This is a genomic window from Variovorax sp. PAMC26660 (assembly GCF_014302995.1).
Lineage (GTDB): Bacteria > Pseudomonadota > Gammaproteobacteria > Burkholderiales > Burkholderiaceae_C > Variovorax.
On sequence record NZ_CP060295.1, the window covers coordinates 6,125,376 to 6,140,839 of the forward strand.

General features: G+C 64.8%; 13 protein-coding genes. 9 read left to right on the forward strand and 4 right to left on the reverse strand.

Annotation, left to right across the window (positions count from 1 at the left end):
- Window positions 1-32: 32 nt before the first annotated feature.
- From H7F35_RS28800 to H7F35_RS28815, 4 genes are read left to right on the forward strand one after another with little or no spacing between them, the layout of a single operon-like run.
- Complete coding sequence (locus tag H7F35_RS28800; RefSeq protein ID WP_187109927.1) at window positions 33-1,526, forward strand: hypothetical protein; 1,494 nt, start codon at window positions 33-35, stop codon at window positions 1,524-1,526.
- A gap of 24 nt (window positions 1,527-1,550) precedes the next feature.
- Window positions 1,551-5,375: a type VI secretion system membrane subunit TssM gene (gene tssM / locus H7F35_RS28805; protein WP_187109928.1), complete on the forward strand. Its 3,825-nt coding sequence runs from the start codon at window positions 1,551-1,553 to the stop codon at window positions 5,373-5,375.
- Complete coding sequence (tagF, locus tag H7F35_RS28810; RefSeq protein ID WP_187109929.1) at window positions 5,372-6,361, forward strand: type VI secretion system-associated protein TagF; 990 nt, start codon at window positions 5,372-5,374, stop codon at window positions 6,359-6,361. The genes tssM and tagF overlap by 4 nt, the downstream gene beginning before the upstream one ends.
- Window positions 6,362-6,368: 7 nt before the next feature.
- Window positions 6,369-7,190 (forward strand): OmpA family protein, encoded by an 822-nt coding sequence (locus tag H7F35_RS28815; protein WP_187109930.1) that lies wholly within the window; start codon window positions 6,369-6,371, stop codon window positions 7,188-7,190.
- Window positions 7,191-7,246: 56 nt separating this feature from the next.
- Here H7F35_RS28815 and tssA read toward each other — a convergent pair whose 3' ends face one another.
- The 4 genes from tssA to tssJ all read right to left on the reverse strand — a co-directional run bounded on the left by tssA (window position 7,247) and on the right by tssJ (window position 11,213).
- Entirely contained in the window at window positions 7,247-8,386 is a 1,140-nt protein-coding gene (gene tssA, locus H7F35_RS28820; protein WP_187109931.1) for a type VI secretion system protein TssA, read from the reverse strand.
- Window positions 8,383-9,177 carry a type IVB secretion system protein IcmH/DotU gene (gene icmH, locus H7F35_RS28825; protein WP_187109932.1) on the reverse strand — a complete coding sequence of 265 codons (795 nt, stop codon included), beginning with the start codon at window positions 9,175-9,177 and terminating at the stop codon, window positions 8,383-8,385. The genes tssA and icmH overlap by 4 nt, the downstream gene beginning before the upstream one ends.
- Window positions 9,178-9,182: 5 nt before the next feature.
- Window positions 9,183-10,529 carry a type VI secretion system baseplate subunit TssK gene (gene tssK, locus H7F35_RS28830; RefSeq protein WP_176661955.1) on the reverse strand — a complete coding sequence of 449 codons (1,347 nt, stop codon included), beginning with the start codon at window positions 10,527-10,529 and terminating at the stop codon, window positions 9,183-9,185.
- A gap of 63 nt (window positions 10,530-10,592) precedes the next feature.
- Window positions 10,593-11,213, reverse strand: coding sequence for a type VI secretion system lipoprotein TssJ (gene tssJ / locus H7F35_RS28835; protein ID WP_187109933.1), 621 nt, complete (start codon window positions 11,211-11,213; stop codon window positions 10,593-10,595).
- A gap of 230 nt (window positions 11,214-11,443) precedes the next feature.
- Between tssJ and H7F35_RS28840 the strand changes: the two genes are divergently transcribed.
- From H7F35_RS28840 to tssE, 5 genes are all read left to right on the forward strand, one after another.
- On the forward strand, window positions 11,444-12,130 hold the full coding sequence (locus H7F35_RS28840; RefSeq protein WP_261803397.1) for a hypothetical protein: 687 nt from the start codon (window positions 11,444-11,446) through the stop codon (window positions 12,128-12,130).
- Window positions 12,131-12,251: 121 nt separating this feature from the next.
- Window positions 12,252-12,767, forward strand: a complete 516-nt coding sequence (gene tssB, locus H7F35_RS28845) for a type VI secretion system contractile sheath small subunit (protein ID WP_187109934.1) — start codon at window positions 12,252-12,254, stop codon at window positions 12,765-12,767.
- 2 nt (window positions 12,768-12,769) lie between these two features.
- Window positions 12,770-14,260 (forward strand): type VI secretion system contractile sheath large subunit, encoded by a 1,491-nt coding sequence (gene tssC / locus H7F35_RS28850; protein WP_187109935.1) that lies wholly within the window; start codon window positions 12,770-12,772, stop codon window positions 14,258-14,260.
- A gap of 88 nt (window positions 14,261-14,348) precedes the next feature.
- Window positions 14,349-14,861: an Hcp family type VI secretion system effector gene (locus tag H7F35_RS28855; protein ID WP_062474768.1), complete on the forward strand. Its 513-nt coding sequence runs from the start codon at window positions 14,349-14,351 to the stop codon at window positions 14,859-14,861.
- Window positions 14,862-14,966: 105 nt separating this feature from the next.
- Window positions 14,967-15,458 carry a type VI secretion system baseplate subunit TssE gene (tssE, locus tag H7F35_RS28860; protein WP_187109936.1) on the forward strand — a complete coding sequence of 164 codons (492 nt, stop codon included), beginning with the start codon at window positions 14,967-14,969 and terminating at the stop codon, window positions 15,456-15,458.
- Window positions 15,459-15,464 lie beyond the last annotated feature (6 nt).

Sequence of the window (15,464 nt, forward strand, 5' to 3'; positions counted from 1 at the left end):
CGTCGCGTGACACAGGCATCCACGAACTCCTGATGTTGACGCGACTGATCAAACCTGTCCTCATGGTCTGCGCCGTGTTCATCACGGTGTGGGTGATCGTGGTCGTCTATTGGAACTTCACCGCGCGCATGCCGAGCACGAGTGACATCCTGCTCTACCTCATCGTGCTGCCGCTGGCATTGGTGGTGTTCTATGTGGTGCTGCGGCGGATCTTCACGGGTGCGCCGACTGCCGCCGCATTGCCTTCGGCCGCGCGCGGTGCATCCGTTGCGGTGGCCGGTGCGGGTGCCAGCGCATCGACCGCAGGCGCAGCCGATGCGCTGCAGGAGCGCCTGCAAATGGCGGTGCTTGCCTTCGGTCTTCACACGCCGCGCGGCAATGACGCAGAAGCGGTGGCCGCCGCCGTCAGCCAGGGGCAGATGCCCGACCTGGTCCCGGAGCTTCGCGACAACGAGGGCTTTCCGGTTCTCGCGGGCTGTGTTGCCGGCATCGATGCGAACGAACTTCGCGAGCATCTGCGCGAGACCCTGTTGTCCGCGCCGGATGCCCTGAATGCAGACAAGTTGCCCGACGACAGGCTGCGCGCCATTCAACTGATGTCGGACGTGCTGCAGGAGCTACTTGCTTCGGCCGCCGATGCCATCATCAATGCGGGCGATGCACTGCTGGTGCGCGCGCCCGGGCGTTTCGTGTCGAGCGGCGAAGTCATTCCCGGCGCTGCGGCCGCGCCGGTGCTGTGCATCTCGCTGCTATTGCCCGGTGCATGGAGCGAGAGCGAGCGCTCGATCGCCACGCAGTGGGTGCAACACCAGGCCCGCGAGGCTTATCCCTCGCAGCACTGGACTGTCGACTGCTTCAAGAGTGAGCCCGGCGCCTCGGCCATGGCGCTGCTCGACCGCATCAACATCGCGCTCCATCGAGAGCAGCGGCCCGCGCTGTGGATGGCACTGGCCGCCGACTCTGCAATTTCCAGCGAGTGCATTGCCAAGTGGGAGGCCGAAGGCCTGCTGCATTCGGCGGCACGCCGCAATGGCCGTGTGCCCGGCGAAGCAGCCGCAGGCCTGCTGCTGGCGCGGGCCGGCGACGCGCTGTTTGCTCCGGCCAATCCCGACACCGTGCTGCTGTCGCATTGCGCGAGCGGCCAGCGGGACGAGTCCGCCGACACGGCACGCGCACCCAACGCCGACTTGCTCGACGTTTTCGCTCAACGCCTGCTGGCGGCCTCGGCGTTGCAACCCGATGCCATCGACTGGGTTGTGAGCGATGCAGACCATCGCGCCAGCCGCGTCACCGAAGTGGCCAAGCTCGTGCAGGAGCGGCTGCCCCACGTGCCCTTCGAGAGCAACCTTTCCATCTGCGCCACCCTGGGCTACCTGGGAGCTGCAGCCGACATGACGGCCGTGGCACTGGCATGCCATCTCGCAACGCGGGAGTCACACCACGTGCTCGCGCTTTCCGTGCGGGACGCGCTCGCACGAACGGCCATGCTGGCCGGTCGCGCGAGCCTCGCGCCCCAAGTTACTTAAACCGGACCGATTCCAGAAACAACTATGCGGCGATTTTTCAGTTTCCTGGTCGACCCACGCACCCTGTCGGTGATCGGCGCCATCGCGCTGGGCGCATTCCTGCTGATCGGCGCACAGACGCTGGAGATCGGCGCGATCTGGGCCGTCGCGATCTTCGCGGTGCTGCTGCTGTTGTGGCTGCTGGTCTGGTTCATCCGGCGCATGCGCACCCGTGCGGCCAACCGCAAGCTCGGCGACATGCTCGAAGAGCAGGCCGATGCGGCCGTGCGCGACAGCGACCCCGAGCGCAAGGCCGAGATCGACGAGTTGCGCGCGCGCATGGTCGAAGCCGTCAAGACCATCAAGACCTCGAAGATCGGGCAGATGTCGGGCAGCGAGGCGCTGTACGAGCTGCCCTGGTACATGGTCATCGGCAATCCAGCCGCGGGCAAGAGCAGCGCCATCCTGAATTCGGGCCTGCAGTTCCCGTTTGCCGACAAGGGCAACGCGGTGATCCAGGGTATCGGCGGCACGCGCAACTGCGACTGGTTCTTCACCACCGAAGGCATCGTGCTCGACACCGCGGGCCGCTATTCCATTCACCAGGAAGACCGCAAGGAGTGGTTCGGCTTTCTGGACCTGCTCAAGAAGTACCGCCCGAAGGCACCGATCAACGGGATCATCATCACGGCGAGCATTCCTGAGTTGATCGGCAGCCGGCCCGACTTCGCGATCCAGCTTGCGAAGAACCTGCGCCAGCGCATGCAGGAGCTGACCGAGCGGCTCGAGGTGTTTGCGCCGGTCTACGTGATGTTCACCAAGGCCGACCTGATCACCGGCTTCGCCGAGTTCTTCGGCGACAGCGACAAGATGGAGCGAGACCGCGTGTGGGGCGCCTCGCTGCCGTATGACGGCGACGAAAAACAGGACGCGGTGGCCCTGTTCGACAAGCGCTTCGATGAGCTTTACCTGGGCCTGAAGGAAATCAGCGTTTCGCACTTCGCGACGAATCGCAGCAGCGACCCGTCGCCCGAGCTGCTGATCTTTCCGCTCGAGTTCGCGGCCATCAAGCCCGCGCTGCGTGCCTTCCTGGCCACGCTGTTCGAGAGCAATCCGTTCCAGCACAAGCCGGTGTTCCGCGGCTTCTACTTCACCAGTGCGCTGCAGGAAGGCACGATGCGCAGCCTGTCGACCGAGCGCATTGCCAAGCGCTTCGGGCTCACGCTGAACAACGCGGCCACCAAGTCCAAGGAAATCTATTCGCAGAACGGGTTCTTCCTGCGCGACCTGTTCTCCAAGGTGATCTTTGCCGACAAGAAGACCGTGCGGCAGTTCTCCAGCCCGGTCAAGTCGCGGCTGCGCTACCTGAGCTTCTTCGCCTTTGTCGCCGTGCTGGGGCTCCTGCTGGGCGGCTGGACCTGGTCCTACCTCGGCAACAAGCAGTTGGTGGAGAACGTGCAGGCCGACCTCGACAAGGTGGTCAAGCTGCAGGCCAGCGACAACGGGCTGCGAACGCGCTTCGAGGCATTGGGCATCCTGCAGGACCGCATCGAGCAGCTCGAGAAATTCCGCAACGACCGGCCGCTGTCGCTGTCGCTCGGGCTCTACCAGGGCAACCAGCTCGAAGACAAGCTCGTGGCCGAGTACTACGGCGGCGTGAAGCAGCTGATGCTGGTGCCGGTGTCCGACAACCTGCAGGCCTTTCTGCGCGAGGTCAACGCGCATCCGGAGCGCTTGAAGCGCGCCGATGCGGCCGGCAACCCGGCCGCGCCGGTGGCGGTCTCGGCCGCCACGCCGGCAGTGCCGCCGGTCGCGGAGGGCGGCGGCCTGTATGCGGGCTCTTCGCCGGCCGACGTGCAGGATGCCTACAACGCGCTCAAGACCTACCTCATGCTGTCCGACAAGCGGCAGGTGGAGACCGCGCACCTGACCGACCAGATCTCGCGATTCTGGCGCGGCTGGCTCGAGAGCAACCGCGGTGACATGCCCCGCGCGGCGGTCATCCGCGACGCCGAACGCATGATCACCTTCTACCTGCGCCGCGTGGGCGACGACAACTGGCCCGCGCTGGCGGACACCAACCTCGCGCTGGTCGAGCAGACGCGCGAAAACCTGCGCCGGGTCGTGCGCGGCATGCCCGCACGCGAACGGGTCTACGCCGAAATCAAGGCGCGCGCTTCCACGCGCTTCGCGCCGATGACGGTGGCACGCATCCTGGGCGCAACCGCCGGTAGCACCGAGAGCGAAGGCTCCATTGCCGGCAGCATCGCCATCTCGGGCGCGTTCACGCGCGAGGCCTGGCAGCAGTACGTGGACGATGCGATCCGCGACGCCGCCAACAAGGAAACCTCGAGCAAGGACTGGGTGCTCAACGTTGCGGGCAATGACGACCTGACGCTCGAAGGCAGCCCCGAGCAGATCCGCAAGACGCTGGCCACCATGTACAAGCTGGAGTACGCCAAGGAGTGGCAGCGCTTCCTGCAGGGCATCGCGGTCAAGGACATGGGCAGCTTCGAGCAGGCGGTGGTGGCGATGAACCTGCTGGGCGATCCGCAGAACTCGCCGATCCGCAAGGTCTTCGACACGGTCTACGAGCAGACCTCCTGGGACAACCCCTCGCTGGTCAATGCCGGCTTGCAGCAGGCGCGCACGGGGGCGTTCAACTGGATCAAGCGCCTCTTCAGCCGCGCCACGCCGTCGCAACTCAACGTGACCATCGACGCCAGCGGCAACCCGACGGAAATTCCGATGGGGCCGATCGGCAAGGAGTTCGCAGGCGTGGCGCGCCTGGTGGTCGAGCGCGACAACACCTCGCTGCTGCGCGGCTACCTGAGCACGCTGTCCAAGCTGCGCGGTCGCTTCAACCAGATCAAGAACCAGGGCGACCCCGGACCGGGTGCGCGCCAGCTCATGCAGCAGACGCTGGAGGGCAACGGCTCTGAGCTGGCCGACGCGCTCAAGTACGTGGACGAGCAGATGCTCACGGGCATGGACGCCTCGCAGCGCCAGGCCCTGCGGCCACTGCTGGTGCGGCCGCTGCTGCAGGCCTATGCGGTGACGATCCAGCCGACGGCGGTGGAGGTCAACAAGATCTGGAGCGCACAGGTGCACCAGCCGTTCCAGCAGTCGCTCGCCACCAAGTACCCGTTTGCCGCCGGCGCGAAGATCGAGGCTTCGCCGGCGGAAATCGCGCAGTTCTTCGGGCCCGAAGGCGCCATCGGCAAGTTCGTGACGACCACGCTGGGCTCGCTGGTCATCCGACGTGGCGACCTGTTGTCGCCGCGCGCCTGGGGCGACCAGGGCCTCACGCTGAGTCCCGATTTCGTGAACGGCTTCGCGCAATGGGTGGCGCCGCTCTCGGGCGCTGCGGCCAGCGGAGGAGGCGGCGCCGCACAACCGCAGACGCTGTTCCAGATCCTGCCGCAGCCTGTGTCAGGCCTGACGGAATACATGGTGGAAATCGACGGCCAGCAGCTGCGCTACCGCAACACGCCGCCGCAGTGGTCCAACTTCGTCTGGCCCAACGCGCAAGGGACGCCGGGCGCGCGCATCACCGCCGTCACCTTCGACGGGCGCACCGTCGAGCTGATCAACGAGCCTGGCAACTTCGGGCTGGAGCGCCTGCTCAGCACGGCCCAGCGCACGCGGCTGCCCGACGGCAGCTTCGAGCTCACATGGACGCGCGACAACGCGAGCGTGACCATCAAGCTGCGCGTGATCCAGAACACGCAGTCGGGCGCCTCGGGTGGCGATTCGCCGCAGGGCAAGGGCTTGCGCGGCACCGTGCTGCCTTCGTCGGTCGCGGAGATTGGCGTACCCGCGCAAGCGCGCGCACCGGTAACGGCACCAGCATCGGGAGTCGGTAAATGAGCGGACCGCAGACACAACAGCTGTGCTACTTCGGCAAGTTGCCGGCCCGTGGCGACTTCGTGAAGGGGCTCTACAACCCGCAGCTCATCAAGGTGTTCGACAACTGGTTGTCGCAGACCATGGAGATGCTGTCGGAAGACCCGCGCTGGAAGCTCATCTACGACAACGCGGCGCCCATCGATTTCGTCTGCCTGGGTTCGCGCAGCCGCGTGGCCATTGCCGGGCACGTCAAGGCGAGCCGCGACGAGTCGTCGCGCCGCTATCCGTTCCTGGCCGCCACCTCGGTGGACGTCGACGAGGCGCTCGACTTCATGCGCGGCGCGCCCATGCTCATCGGCCCCTACTGGGACCGCATGGCGGTGCAGGTCAATGCGCTGGCCGCCGGGACCGACCTCGACAGCGAGTTGAAGAAGTTCGAGGCCATCGATCCGGCCATCGAGACGGGCTTCAAGAAGTCGGCGGCGCGCTCCACCTACGCGGCCTTCACGCGCGACAACAGCCTGCTGCGCATCGAGCAGATGCTCAATTTCGACGGCCACAAGGTGTCGCTGCGCCGCGCCATCCTGGCACTGGGCCTGCTGCTGCAGCCGGTGATGGCCAGTGCGGTGTCGCACCTGGAAAAGGGACTCACGCTGCCGCTGCCGCGCAACCCGGTCGACCGCTCGCTGATTGCCACGTTCTGGCTGGAGCTGGTGTCGCAGTTCCTGGCCAAGGCCGACTTCGAGCTGGTGCTGCTGGTCACCGAGGTTGACGGCCGCTCGCGGCTGGTGATCGGCTTCAACGGCCTGTCGCCGCGCAGCCTGCAGAGTGTGCTGCATCCGCAGGTCTACACCGAGCACAACATCGATATCGACAATCCGGAGTGGGTCGAGGACACCATCCACAGCAACTATGCGATGTTCAAGCTGGTGAGTTACCTCGACCAGCCGCAGCTGCCGCTCGACATCGTGCTTTCCGCGTTTCGCGAAGTCTTCATCGGGGAATGACACGGTCATGAATTGTTCTTTGCGCGTTCTGTCTTTGGCCCTCGGGCTTGCGCTCGTCGGGGTCGCGCAGGCCCAGACGACGGGCGCCGCCGGCGCCCACGTCGAAACCACCACGGCAGCCGTCGGCAAGGGCGAGCAGGTCGTGGCCGGCGGGCAGGTGCCCGACGAGGCCACGCGCGTCGCTGTCATCGAGGCGCTGCGCCGCATCTACGGGGCCGGCGCCGTGATCGACAAGATCGAGGTGGTCAACGGCGTGAGCATGCCGGCCAACTGGGCCGCCAACGTGCAGCGGCTGATCACGCCTTCGCTCAAGGACATCCATCGTGGACAGTTCCAGATCGAGGGCACGCAGATGGCCCTGAGCGGCGAGGTTGGCAACGAGGCACTGCGCCAGAAGATCGTGAGCGACATGGCCAATTCGCTCAACCCCACCTACACCATCAAGAACAGCCTGCGCGTGCCCGTGTCCGAGCAGATCACGGTCGACCAGGCGCTGGCCAACCGCACCATCGAGTTCGAGCTGGGCAGCGCCACGCTCACGCGCAAGGGCCGCGACATCCTCGACGAGATGGCCCCCATCCTGCAGAAGCTCACCAACAAGTCGGTGGCGGTGGTCGGCCATACCGACAACGCCGGCAGCCGGGCATCGAACCTGGCGTTGAGCCAGTCGCGTGCCGAGGCGGTCAAGGGCTATCTGGTGGGCAAGGGCATCGATCCGATGAGCCTCACGACCTCGGGCGTCGGTCCTGACCAGCCGGTGGCAAGCAATGCGAACGACGAAGGCCGCTCGCGCAACCGGCGCATCGAGTTCCGGGTCGGGCGTACCTGAGCGAGGCCCGGGCGGGCTGCATGCGCAGGCCGCTCAGTGCGTGAACGGCAGGCCGCTCAATGCGACGTATCGTCGCTCTTGGGCAGGTCGAGCAGGTCCACCAGCTGGGCCAGTTCCTGCTCGTTCTTGATCACGTTGCGCAGCCAGGCATGCAGCGGCATGTCGGCCCAGCGCGCGGCCTTGTTCGCCATGTAGGCGGCAGGGCTGGAGGGCTCGGTCTTCTCGAAATACGTCGCAACTTCCTTGAGCTGTGCGATGGCCTGCGCGCGGCTGTGGATGCCGGCCGGCAACGCGGCGGGGGCGGCCACCGGGGCGTGGTGTGGATGCGGCACCACGACGTCGAGCACCGGCTCGATGCGCGACGGCGTGACGGTGGCGGCCCGCGCGTCGGGCGTGGCCGCAGGAGCCTGTGGCGCACCACTGTCCATGGGCACGCCGGCCTCGCGCGCAAAGCGCTCGAGCGTCTGGCGAATGGCTGCAGCCGCATCCTTCGCGGTGCGAAAGCTCGGGCCATTCGATGCGGTGTGTTTGTCGAACACGGTTTCGAATTCGGCCAGCGCCTGCTCGCAGGCCTGCACGTCGCGGTGCGTTTTCTGCAGGAATTTTGCCGGCGTGGCGCGGCGGATGCGGTCGAACTGCTCGACGGTCACCTTGTTGCGCTGCAGCTCGTCGGCCTGTGCCGGTGTGCGGCGGATGCTCTGTTCGAGCGCCAGCGCGGTCTCCCAGACCAGTGCGCCATAGCCGGTGTTGGCATCGCTCACGATGGGCGCGCGTTGCAGCAGCTCGACCGAGCGCGCGATCAGCCAGGCGACGTTGCCCACGCGCATCTCGATGTCGCTGCCTTCGGGCAGCGGGTGGATGTCGCTCCAGTAGCGCTCGCACAGGCCCGTGAGCAGGCGGTAGCCGTCGGCAAGCCCTTCGAAGCCGCGCTGGCTGGCCAGTGCATCGGTGAGCCACGCGGCAAGGCGCAAGTCCTTGGTGGATTCGCGCAGCAGCTTGTCGCACTCCGAGATCACGAAGGGCCAGTTGGCTTCTTTCAGCTCGATGACCCACTCGCCTTGCTCCAGCGATGGGTCGTCGTGCTTGCGTGCTTCTTGAATGGCATCGAATTGCCGCGAAAACAGCATGTCTTCGCCACAGGGCGAGGTCTGCGAGATCGGGGCCAGCAGGGCAGGGAGGTCGAGCCGTGCTGTCATGGCAGCGAGATGGTCAGGTTGGCCTGGCGCGGGCCCAGCTTCACGATGTCCTGGTAGCTCGCGAGCGTGGTCTGCGTGGTGCTGCCCAGGTGGGCCGACAGGCCGATGAAGCCGAGCAGCCCGATCAGCGCGAACAGCGCGGCCACCACCCACTGCGGTGCCTCGCGCTTGAGCGAATGCGCAATCAGGTCGGGCAGCGGCCAATGCGGCGCGAACGGTGTGCGCTTGCCGCGGGCATTGGCAATCTCGTCGCCCACGCGTGCAGTGAGGTACGAAAGCTTCTCGGTGCCGTCGATCGTGTATTTGCCCTGGAAGCCCAGCAGCAGGCACATGTAGAACACCTCGAGCGTCTGGATGCGCGCGGCACCGTGGGCCCGCTCGATCTCCAACATCTTGAAGAAATTCTCGCCTGCCAACTGGTCACCGAACAGCGTGAGCTGCAGCGGCCTGCGCTCCCACTCGGAGCGAATGGCGAACTCGGGCGCCGCGAGCACGAACTCGTCGATGGTCGCGCAGAAGGCGTACTTGGCCGCATGGATCTGCTCGGCTGTCACATTGAGCTTGCGCGCATTGCGCTCAAACTCGGCCAGGTAATTGCGGATGCCGACGAGGAACTGCTCGGTGGTGGCGGGTTGCTGCTTTTTCTTCAGCAGGAACAGCATCACGAAGCCGTCGTACAGCAGGTCGAGCAGGCTCGAATCGGCATCGGGCGCAATGCCTGCGGGGGTGAACGACGCGGCGGGCGCGTCGCCGCCCATCAGGGAAGGCGCCTTGGTTGTGGTGGTGTTCATTGCGGTCAGCCGGTCACGGCAATCAGTTCGAGCTGCATGTCGGGAATGCCGGCCGGTGCGTAGATGGTGACGCTCTGCGCTTGCAGCATGCGGTCGTAGAGCTGGCTCTTGCTGTCTATCGAGAAATAGCAGGCGCCCGCGCGAATCGGAATGGCTGGCGGCACTTGCGGCGCATAGACGATGCGCACACCCGGCATGGCCGAGAGCACCAGCTTGTCGACGTCTTCGGGCGCGCCGATCTTGAAGCGCTGAGGCACCGCCTCGGCCAGCTCGGCGGCCGGCATGCTGGCGGTGACGGACATGTAGAACACCGTCTTCTCGTCGATCTTTCCGGAGTCCAGCCGCCCGAGGTAGAACGCGTTGCGCGTCTCGGTCAGCGCGATCGCGAAGTAGCGCGTGGAGATGACGGTGTCGAGCAGGTCGCGCACGATGCGGTCCAGCTCGGCAAAAGCAGGGCCCGGCTTCTCGTGGTCGTACACCGGCAGGTCGTTCAGCGAGTAGGTCTTGGCGAAGGTCATCAGCGCGCCGGCCAGGCTCAGCAGCTCCTGGAACAGCCGCTCTGGATGCAGCGACGGGTGATGAAACAGGTGCGAGAGCGACGCAAAAGCCGAGTTGGCGGTGTGCAGCAGCCAGAACGAAGCGATGTCGCCCGAGCGGAACTCGATGATGTTCTTGCTCGGCTCGCGGTGAATGCCATAGAGCGAGTTGACCTTGGCCTGCAGCACGTCGAGCAGGCGCCGCAGTTGCTGGAAGATGGTGGCCGAGGCATCGATGGAGGTGCACGGCGGCACGAAGCTGCGGTCGATCTCGAAGCCGCCTGCGGCGGTGCGGCGGATGCGGATCACGGGAATCGACACGAACTGTTCGCGCGGCTCGGTGTCGGCCAGCAGCTTCACGCTCTTGCGCAGGAACACCACCTCGGCGCTCACCGCGTTCGTGTACAGGTCCAGCGACTGCGTTGCGTCGCTGGTGTAGCGCGCGGCAAAGCCTTCTTCGTTGGGGTCGGTGTAGTTCTTGCCCAGCTCCTTCACCGGGTGCAGCACCAGGTAGAAGGTGATCTCGTTCTGGCCCGGGTTGAGCGTGTCCAGCGAGATGGGCGGGGGCAGGGCGTCTGCCTGCGGCGCCGAGTAGGGTTCGCCGTCGGGAAAGACCAGCGACAACTGCGAGGCGCGGAGCATGCCGCTGGCAAGCGCGTCCAGGTCGAAGCTGATGGAGCGCACGCCCCAGAAGTACGGATGCAGCGTCTGCGCCGTGGCGCGCAAGCGTGCCTCGTGGTACGCGTCCTGGCGCTGGAAATGCTGGGGGCGTAGAAACAGGCCCTCCCCCCAGAGGACCTTGGCGGCATAGCTCACGTCGTATCAGCTCCCCAAATTTTTCGGCAGTATCGCATCGTAGTTTGCGAATGGACAAGCATGTCAGGCGGGCGAGGGGCGACAGTTCACCGGCCCCAGAAGGTTGAGCGAGCCCGCGGGCGCCGCGCCTTGCGCGTTCTGCTGGCCGACCACGGCGCCCTGGGTCACCGTCAGCGCGCAGGCATGCGCGCCCATCACGATGCCGGTCTTCTCGGCCTCCGCGGCGTTGAAGGCGAAGCGCCAGCGCTGCGCGTCGGGCGAATGGAACAGCACTACCACGCCCACCGCGTTGGCTGTGCGCGGCACGGTTTCGGTCCAGGTGTATTGCTGGTCGGGAATCAGCGTGATCTCGCGGCTCTCGACAAGGTCGTCGCCGAGCTGCGTCTTGTCTCTCCCTGGAGTGACGAAGGCGTCGAAGGAGGACTGGTAGAAGCCCGTCGTTTCCTTGAGCTTGTAGATGCGCACCACCACGGCCAGCGGCCGGTTGCGACTGTCGGCGTTGAGGTTCTTGCCTGCAGCGATCGACATCGACACCTTGCGCGGCGGCTTCTGCGACTCGGGCAGCTCGGGCTTCTTCAGGCCGCTCGCCTCGAGGGCGATGTTGGCGATCGCCAGGGCTGGAGAGCTGCATCCGCCGAGCATCGACGTCATCAACAGGACGCCAAGTGTGATTAGTATTTTCATGGGGCGACGGATGTAATCAAATTCAAATAGATGCCATTTGGTTTAAATAATTAGCCGAATGGTTTGATGATTAAGCAGTTTGGATTACGTATCTTCTGTTAATCAATGCAATCGATATGTAGTATCGTGTATTGTCATTGGTCGTAACTTAATGAATGATTGCGACCTGCCAAAAAAAGTCAGATCCAAGCGGAGGGATTGTGTTGATTCGAAATTACATGACTTGCACGATGATTGCTGGAGCCATTGCGGCCACCAGCTTGCTGTCGGCCTGCACCACCACACCTGAGGCCGCGGTGGCACAGTCCACCGACGCTTTCAACAAGAGCCTCGCGGAAGCCGATGCTGCTGCGGCAGCAGCCACCGGCGACAAGTCCGTCGTCATCCGCCAGTATCAGAAGATCGCCACCGACAACCCGACCCGCGGCGAGCCGTGGTCGCGGATCGCGCAGATCTACTTCAACGAAGGCCGCTACAGCCTTGCCATTTCGTCGGCAGAGGAAACGCTGCGGCGCGACCCCGCCAGCCGCCAGGCCAAGAGCATCACCGCCGTGGGCGGCCTGCGACTGGCAGCGCGTTCCATCGAAGACCTGGGCAAGGACAGCAGCCTGAGTGGCGATGCCAACGCCGACGCCTACCGTCTGGCCGCATTGCTGCGCGAAACCCTGGGCCTCTCGGTGCTGGTGCCTGGCAGCGCTGACGGCAAAGCGCCCCAGCGTCGCCCCGTGGCGGCCAATCCGGCGGCCGGGTCTTCGCCATCGTCTTCTTCCACAAGCTCGGCGGTTGCAACCCCAGTTGCCGCGGTACGCCCGCCGCCGCGAGTGCGCCCGACTGCCGCGCCGGCAGTCGCCGCCACTGCTTCGCCTCCGCCCCCGCGCGCGGGTGGAAGCGCCAATCCATTCGACGCACTGAAGTGATTTCGCTGGTGTTCTGAATTGGTTGTTCAACCAAAACATTAATTCGCATGTGTGTGGCTTGAAATAAGACGCACAAAGTAGTAATTCGTCTCGCAGTCCAATTGGGAAGGTAAAGAAGCTTATGGCGACCAAAAGACAGAGTGTGCAAAAGCGCCTCCAGAAAGTGCGCCCGCCGCGCGTGCAACTCACGTACGACGTCGAACTCGGCGATGCCATCGAGAAAAAGGAATTGCCCTTCGTCGTCGGCGTGGTCGCCGACCTGGCGGGGCAGTCCGAGGTGGAGCAGCCCAAGCTCAAGGACCGCAAGTTCGTCAGCATCGACCGCGACAACATCGACGACGTCATGAAGGGCCTGGCTCCGCGTGCAGCCTTCCAAGTGTCCAACAAACTCGACGAGCGCGGCGGCAGCTTCGGCGTGGACCTCACCTTCAACTCGATGGACGCCTTCTCGCCCGAAGCCGTGGTCGAGCAGATCGAGCCGCTCAAGCGCCTGCTCGACGCGCGCACCAAGCTGGCCGACCTGCGCAACAAGATGGCCGGCAACAGCAAGCTCGAAGACCTGCTGGCCGACGTGCTGAACAACACCGAGCAACTCCAGCGCCTGGGCCAGGGCGCCGGCAAGAAGGACGAAAGCTGAACATGACTGCGCAAGCACTATCGGCATCGGGCGCCGCCGCTTCTCCCGAGGCTTCGGTCGACCTGCTCGACCAGATCGTCGAGAAGAGCAAGGTTGCCAAGTCCGACGCGGAACACACGCGCACCAAGGACCTCATCGGCGAACTGGTCAGCCAGGTGCTCGAAGGCTCGGTGATCGTCTCCGACAACGTCTCGGCCATGATCGATGCGCGCGTTGCCGACCTCGATGCGCTCATCTCCGCGCAGCTCAGCGCCGTGATGCACGCGCCCGAGTTCCAGAAGCTCGAAAGCACGTGGCGCGGCCTCGAATACCTGGTGAAGGAAACGCCCACCGGAACGATGCTCAAGATCAAGGTCATCAACGCCACCAAGCGCGACCTGATCCGCGACTTCAAGGCCGCCGTCGAGTTCGACCAGAGCGCGATGTTCAAGAAGGTCTACGAAGAAGAGTTCGGCACCTTCGGCGGTGCGCCCTTCGGCGCGCTGGTCGGCGACTTCGCCGTCACCCGCCAGCCCGAGGACATGTACTTCCTCGACCAGATGGCGCACGTGGCCGCCGCAGCCCATGCGCCCTTCATCGGCGCCGCCTCGCCCGAGCTGCTGGGCCTGGAGAGCTTCGACGATCTGGGCAAGCCGCGCGACATGGCCAAGGTGTTCGACACCGTCGAATACGCCAAGTGGAAGTCGTTCCGCGATTCGGAAGACTCGCGCTACGTGGGCCTCACGCTGCCGCGCTTCCTTGGGCGGCTGCCGTATCACCCGCGCGACGGCACAGTGGTCGACAGCTTCAACTTCGTGGAAGACGTCGACGGCACGGACCACTCCAAGTACCTCTGGTGCAACGCGGCCTGGGCCTTCGCCACGCGGCTGACCGCTGCATTCGACGACTTCGGCTGGTGCGCCGCCATCCGTGGCGTGGAAGGCGGCGGCCTGGTCGAAGACCTGCCCACGCACACCTTCAAGACCGACGAAGGCGAGATCGCGCTCAAGTGCCCGACCGAGATTGCCATCACCGACCGGCGTGAAAAAGAGCTGAGCGACCTCGGCTTCATTCCGCTCGTGCATTGCAAGAACTCGGACTACGCGGCTTTCTTCGGCGCGCAGTCACTGCAAAAGCCCAAGAAGTACAACACCGACAGCGCCAACGCCAACGCAGTGCTGTCGGCGCAGTTGCAGTACATCTTCTCTGTGTCCCGCATCGCGCATTACCTCAAGGCCATGATGCGCGACAAGATCGGCAGCTTTGCCTCGGCACAGAACGTCGAACAGTTCCTCAACCGCTGGATCGCGCAGTACGTGCTGCTCGACGACAACGCGACGCAGGAACAGAAGGCGCAATTCCCCCTGCGGGAAGCGGCCATCCAGGTGGGCGAAGTGCCTGGCCGGCCTGGCGTGTACCGCGCGGTTGCTTTCCTGCGGCCGCACTTCCAACTGGATGAGCTGTCGATTTCACTGCGCCTGGTCGCCGATCTGCCGAAGTCAGTGAACAAGTAAGAAGGGGCGGATCGGGAGCGCGGCCATGCGGCTGCGCATCAACTCGTTAGTCAATTGGTCAATCAATCAATCAAGTAGGGGAAGAAACATGAAAGATATCTACGTCAAGTTCGGCAGCCCGGCCATCAACGGTGAGTCGCAGGACAAGGACCACAAGGACTGGATCGAAGTCAGCTCGTGGCAGCACTCCATCGTGCAGCCGCGTTCGGCCACTGCATCGACCGCCGGCGGCCACACCGCCGAGCGCTGCGAGCATGGCGAAATGATCTTCACCAAGGACATGGACGTCGTAAGCCCGCTGCTGTACCAGCACGCTTCGGGCGGCACCACCTTCGACGAAGTGACGGTGCAGTTCTACCGCGCCGACGGCGAAGGCAAGCGCGTGCAGTACATGGAGATCAAGCTCAAGTACGTGCTGATCGCCAGCGTGAACCCGAAGGTCGTGAGCACCGACGTGGCCAGCGTGCCCAGCGAGACCTTCTCGCTGAAGTACGCCGCCGTGCAATGGAAGTACACGCAGCAAAAGATCGGCGGCAACCAGGGCGGTAATTCGCAAGGCGCCTGGAGCCTCACGAAGAACGACAAGACCTACTCGGTCTGACGCCAGTCGGGCAATGCTGACCGCGGCGAGAGGCCGCGGTTTCTTTTTGGCGCCGCGTCCACGCGCGGTGCCGTGCCCGATATCCGGACGCACGAGGGGGGACCCATGACCGAATTCGAACCGGGCTTGCTCGACAAACTGTTCGACGACGACTGGCGCGGGCCGGCTTCACCGGTGCTCAGGTATCTGTCGCTCGAAGAAGTCAAGAACATGGTCGCCCGCGACCTTGAATCCCTGCTCAACACGCGCATGGTCTTCAGCGACGCGAAGCTGGAGACTTTCCCCGAATGCCGGCGTTCCGTCATGACCTACGGCCTGAGCGATTTCTCGGGCCTGAGTCTCGCAAGCCACTACGACCGATCGTTCATCTGCCGCTCGCTGGAGCAGGCCATCGGCCGCCATGAGTCGCGCTTGCGCGATGTCGTGGTGTCGCTGGAAGTCGATGCACAGACCAGCACCAACATGCTTTATTTCGGAATCAACGCCTTGCTCGTGCTGCCTGATCTGGCCGAGCCGGTGAACTTCGACGCCATGCTGCAGCCCACGACGCTGCAGTACTCGATCACGCGCGGCACCGGCAAGAGCCGGTTCGCCTAGGACACC

What these genes read in the sequence shown, in the direction of transcription:
- tssC (WP_187109935.1), top strand. Translation starts at nt 12,770, where the DNA reads ATGACTGCGCAAGCACTATCGGCATCGGGCGCCGCCGCTTCTCCCGAG.
- H7F35_RS28855 (WP_062474768.1), top strand. Translation starts at nt 14,349, where the DNA reads ATGAAAGATATCTACGTCAAGTTCGGCAGCCCGGCCATCAACGGTGAG.
- H7F35_RS28800 (WP_187109927.1), top strand. Translation starts at nt 33, where the DNA reads ATGTTGACGCGACTGATCAAACCTGTCCTCATGGTCTGCGCCGTGTTC.
- tssE (WP_187109936.1), top strand. Translation starts at nt 14,967, where the DNA reads ATGACCGAATTCGAACCGGGCTTGCTCGACAAACTGTTCGACGACGAC.
- tagF (WP_187109929.1), top strand. Translation starts at nt 5,372, where the DNA reads ATGAGCGGACCGCAGACACAACAGCTGTGCTACTTCGGCAAGTTGCCG.
- tssJ (WP_187109933.1), bottom strand. Translation starts at nt 11,213, where the DNA reads ATGAAAATACTAATCACACTTGGCGTCCTGTTGATGACGTCGATGCTC.
- tssB (WP_187109934.1), top strand. Translation starts at nt 12,252, where the DNA reads ATGGCGACCAAAAGACAGAGTGTGCAAAAGCGCCTCCAGAAAGTGCGC.
- icmH (WP_187109932.1), bottom strand. Translation starts at nt 9,177, where the DNA reads ATGAACACCACCACAACCAAGGCGCCTTCCCTGATGGGCGGCGACGCG.
- tssA (WP_187109931.1), bottom strand. Translation starts at nt 8,386, where the DNA reads ATGACAGCACGGCTCGACCTCCCTGCCCTGCTGGCCCCGATCTCGCAG.
- tssM (WP_187109928.1), top strand. Translation starts at nt 1,551, where the DNA reads ATGCGGCGATTTTTCAGTTTCCTGGTCGACCCACGCACCCTGTCGGTG.
- H7F35_RS28815 (WP_187109930.1), top strand. Translation starts at nt 6,369, where the DNA reads ATGAATTGTTCTTTGCGCGTTCTGTCTTTGGCCCTCGGGCTTGCGCTC.
- H7F35_RS28840 (WP_261803397.1), top strand. Translation starts at nt 11,444, where the DNA reads ATGATTGCTGGAGCCATTGCGGCCACCAGCTTGCTGTCGGCCTGCACC.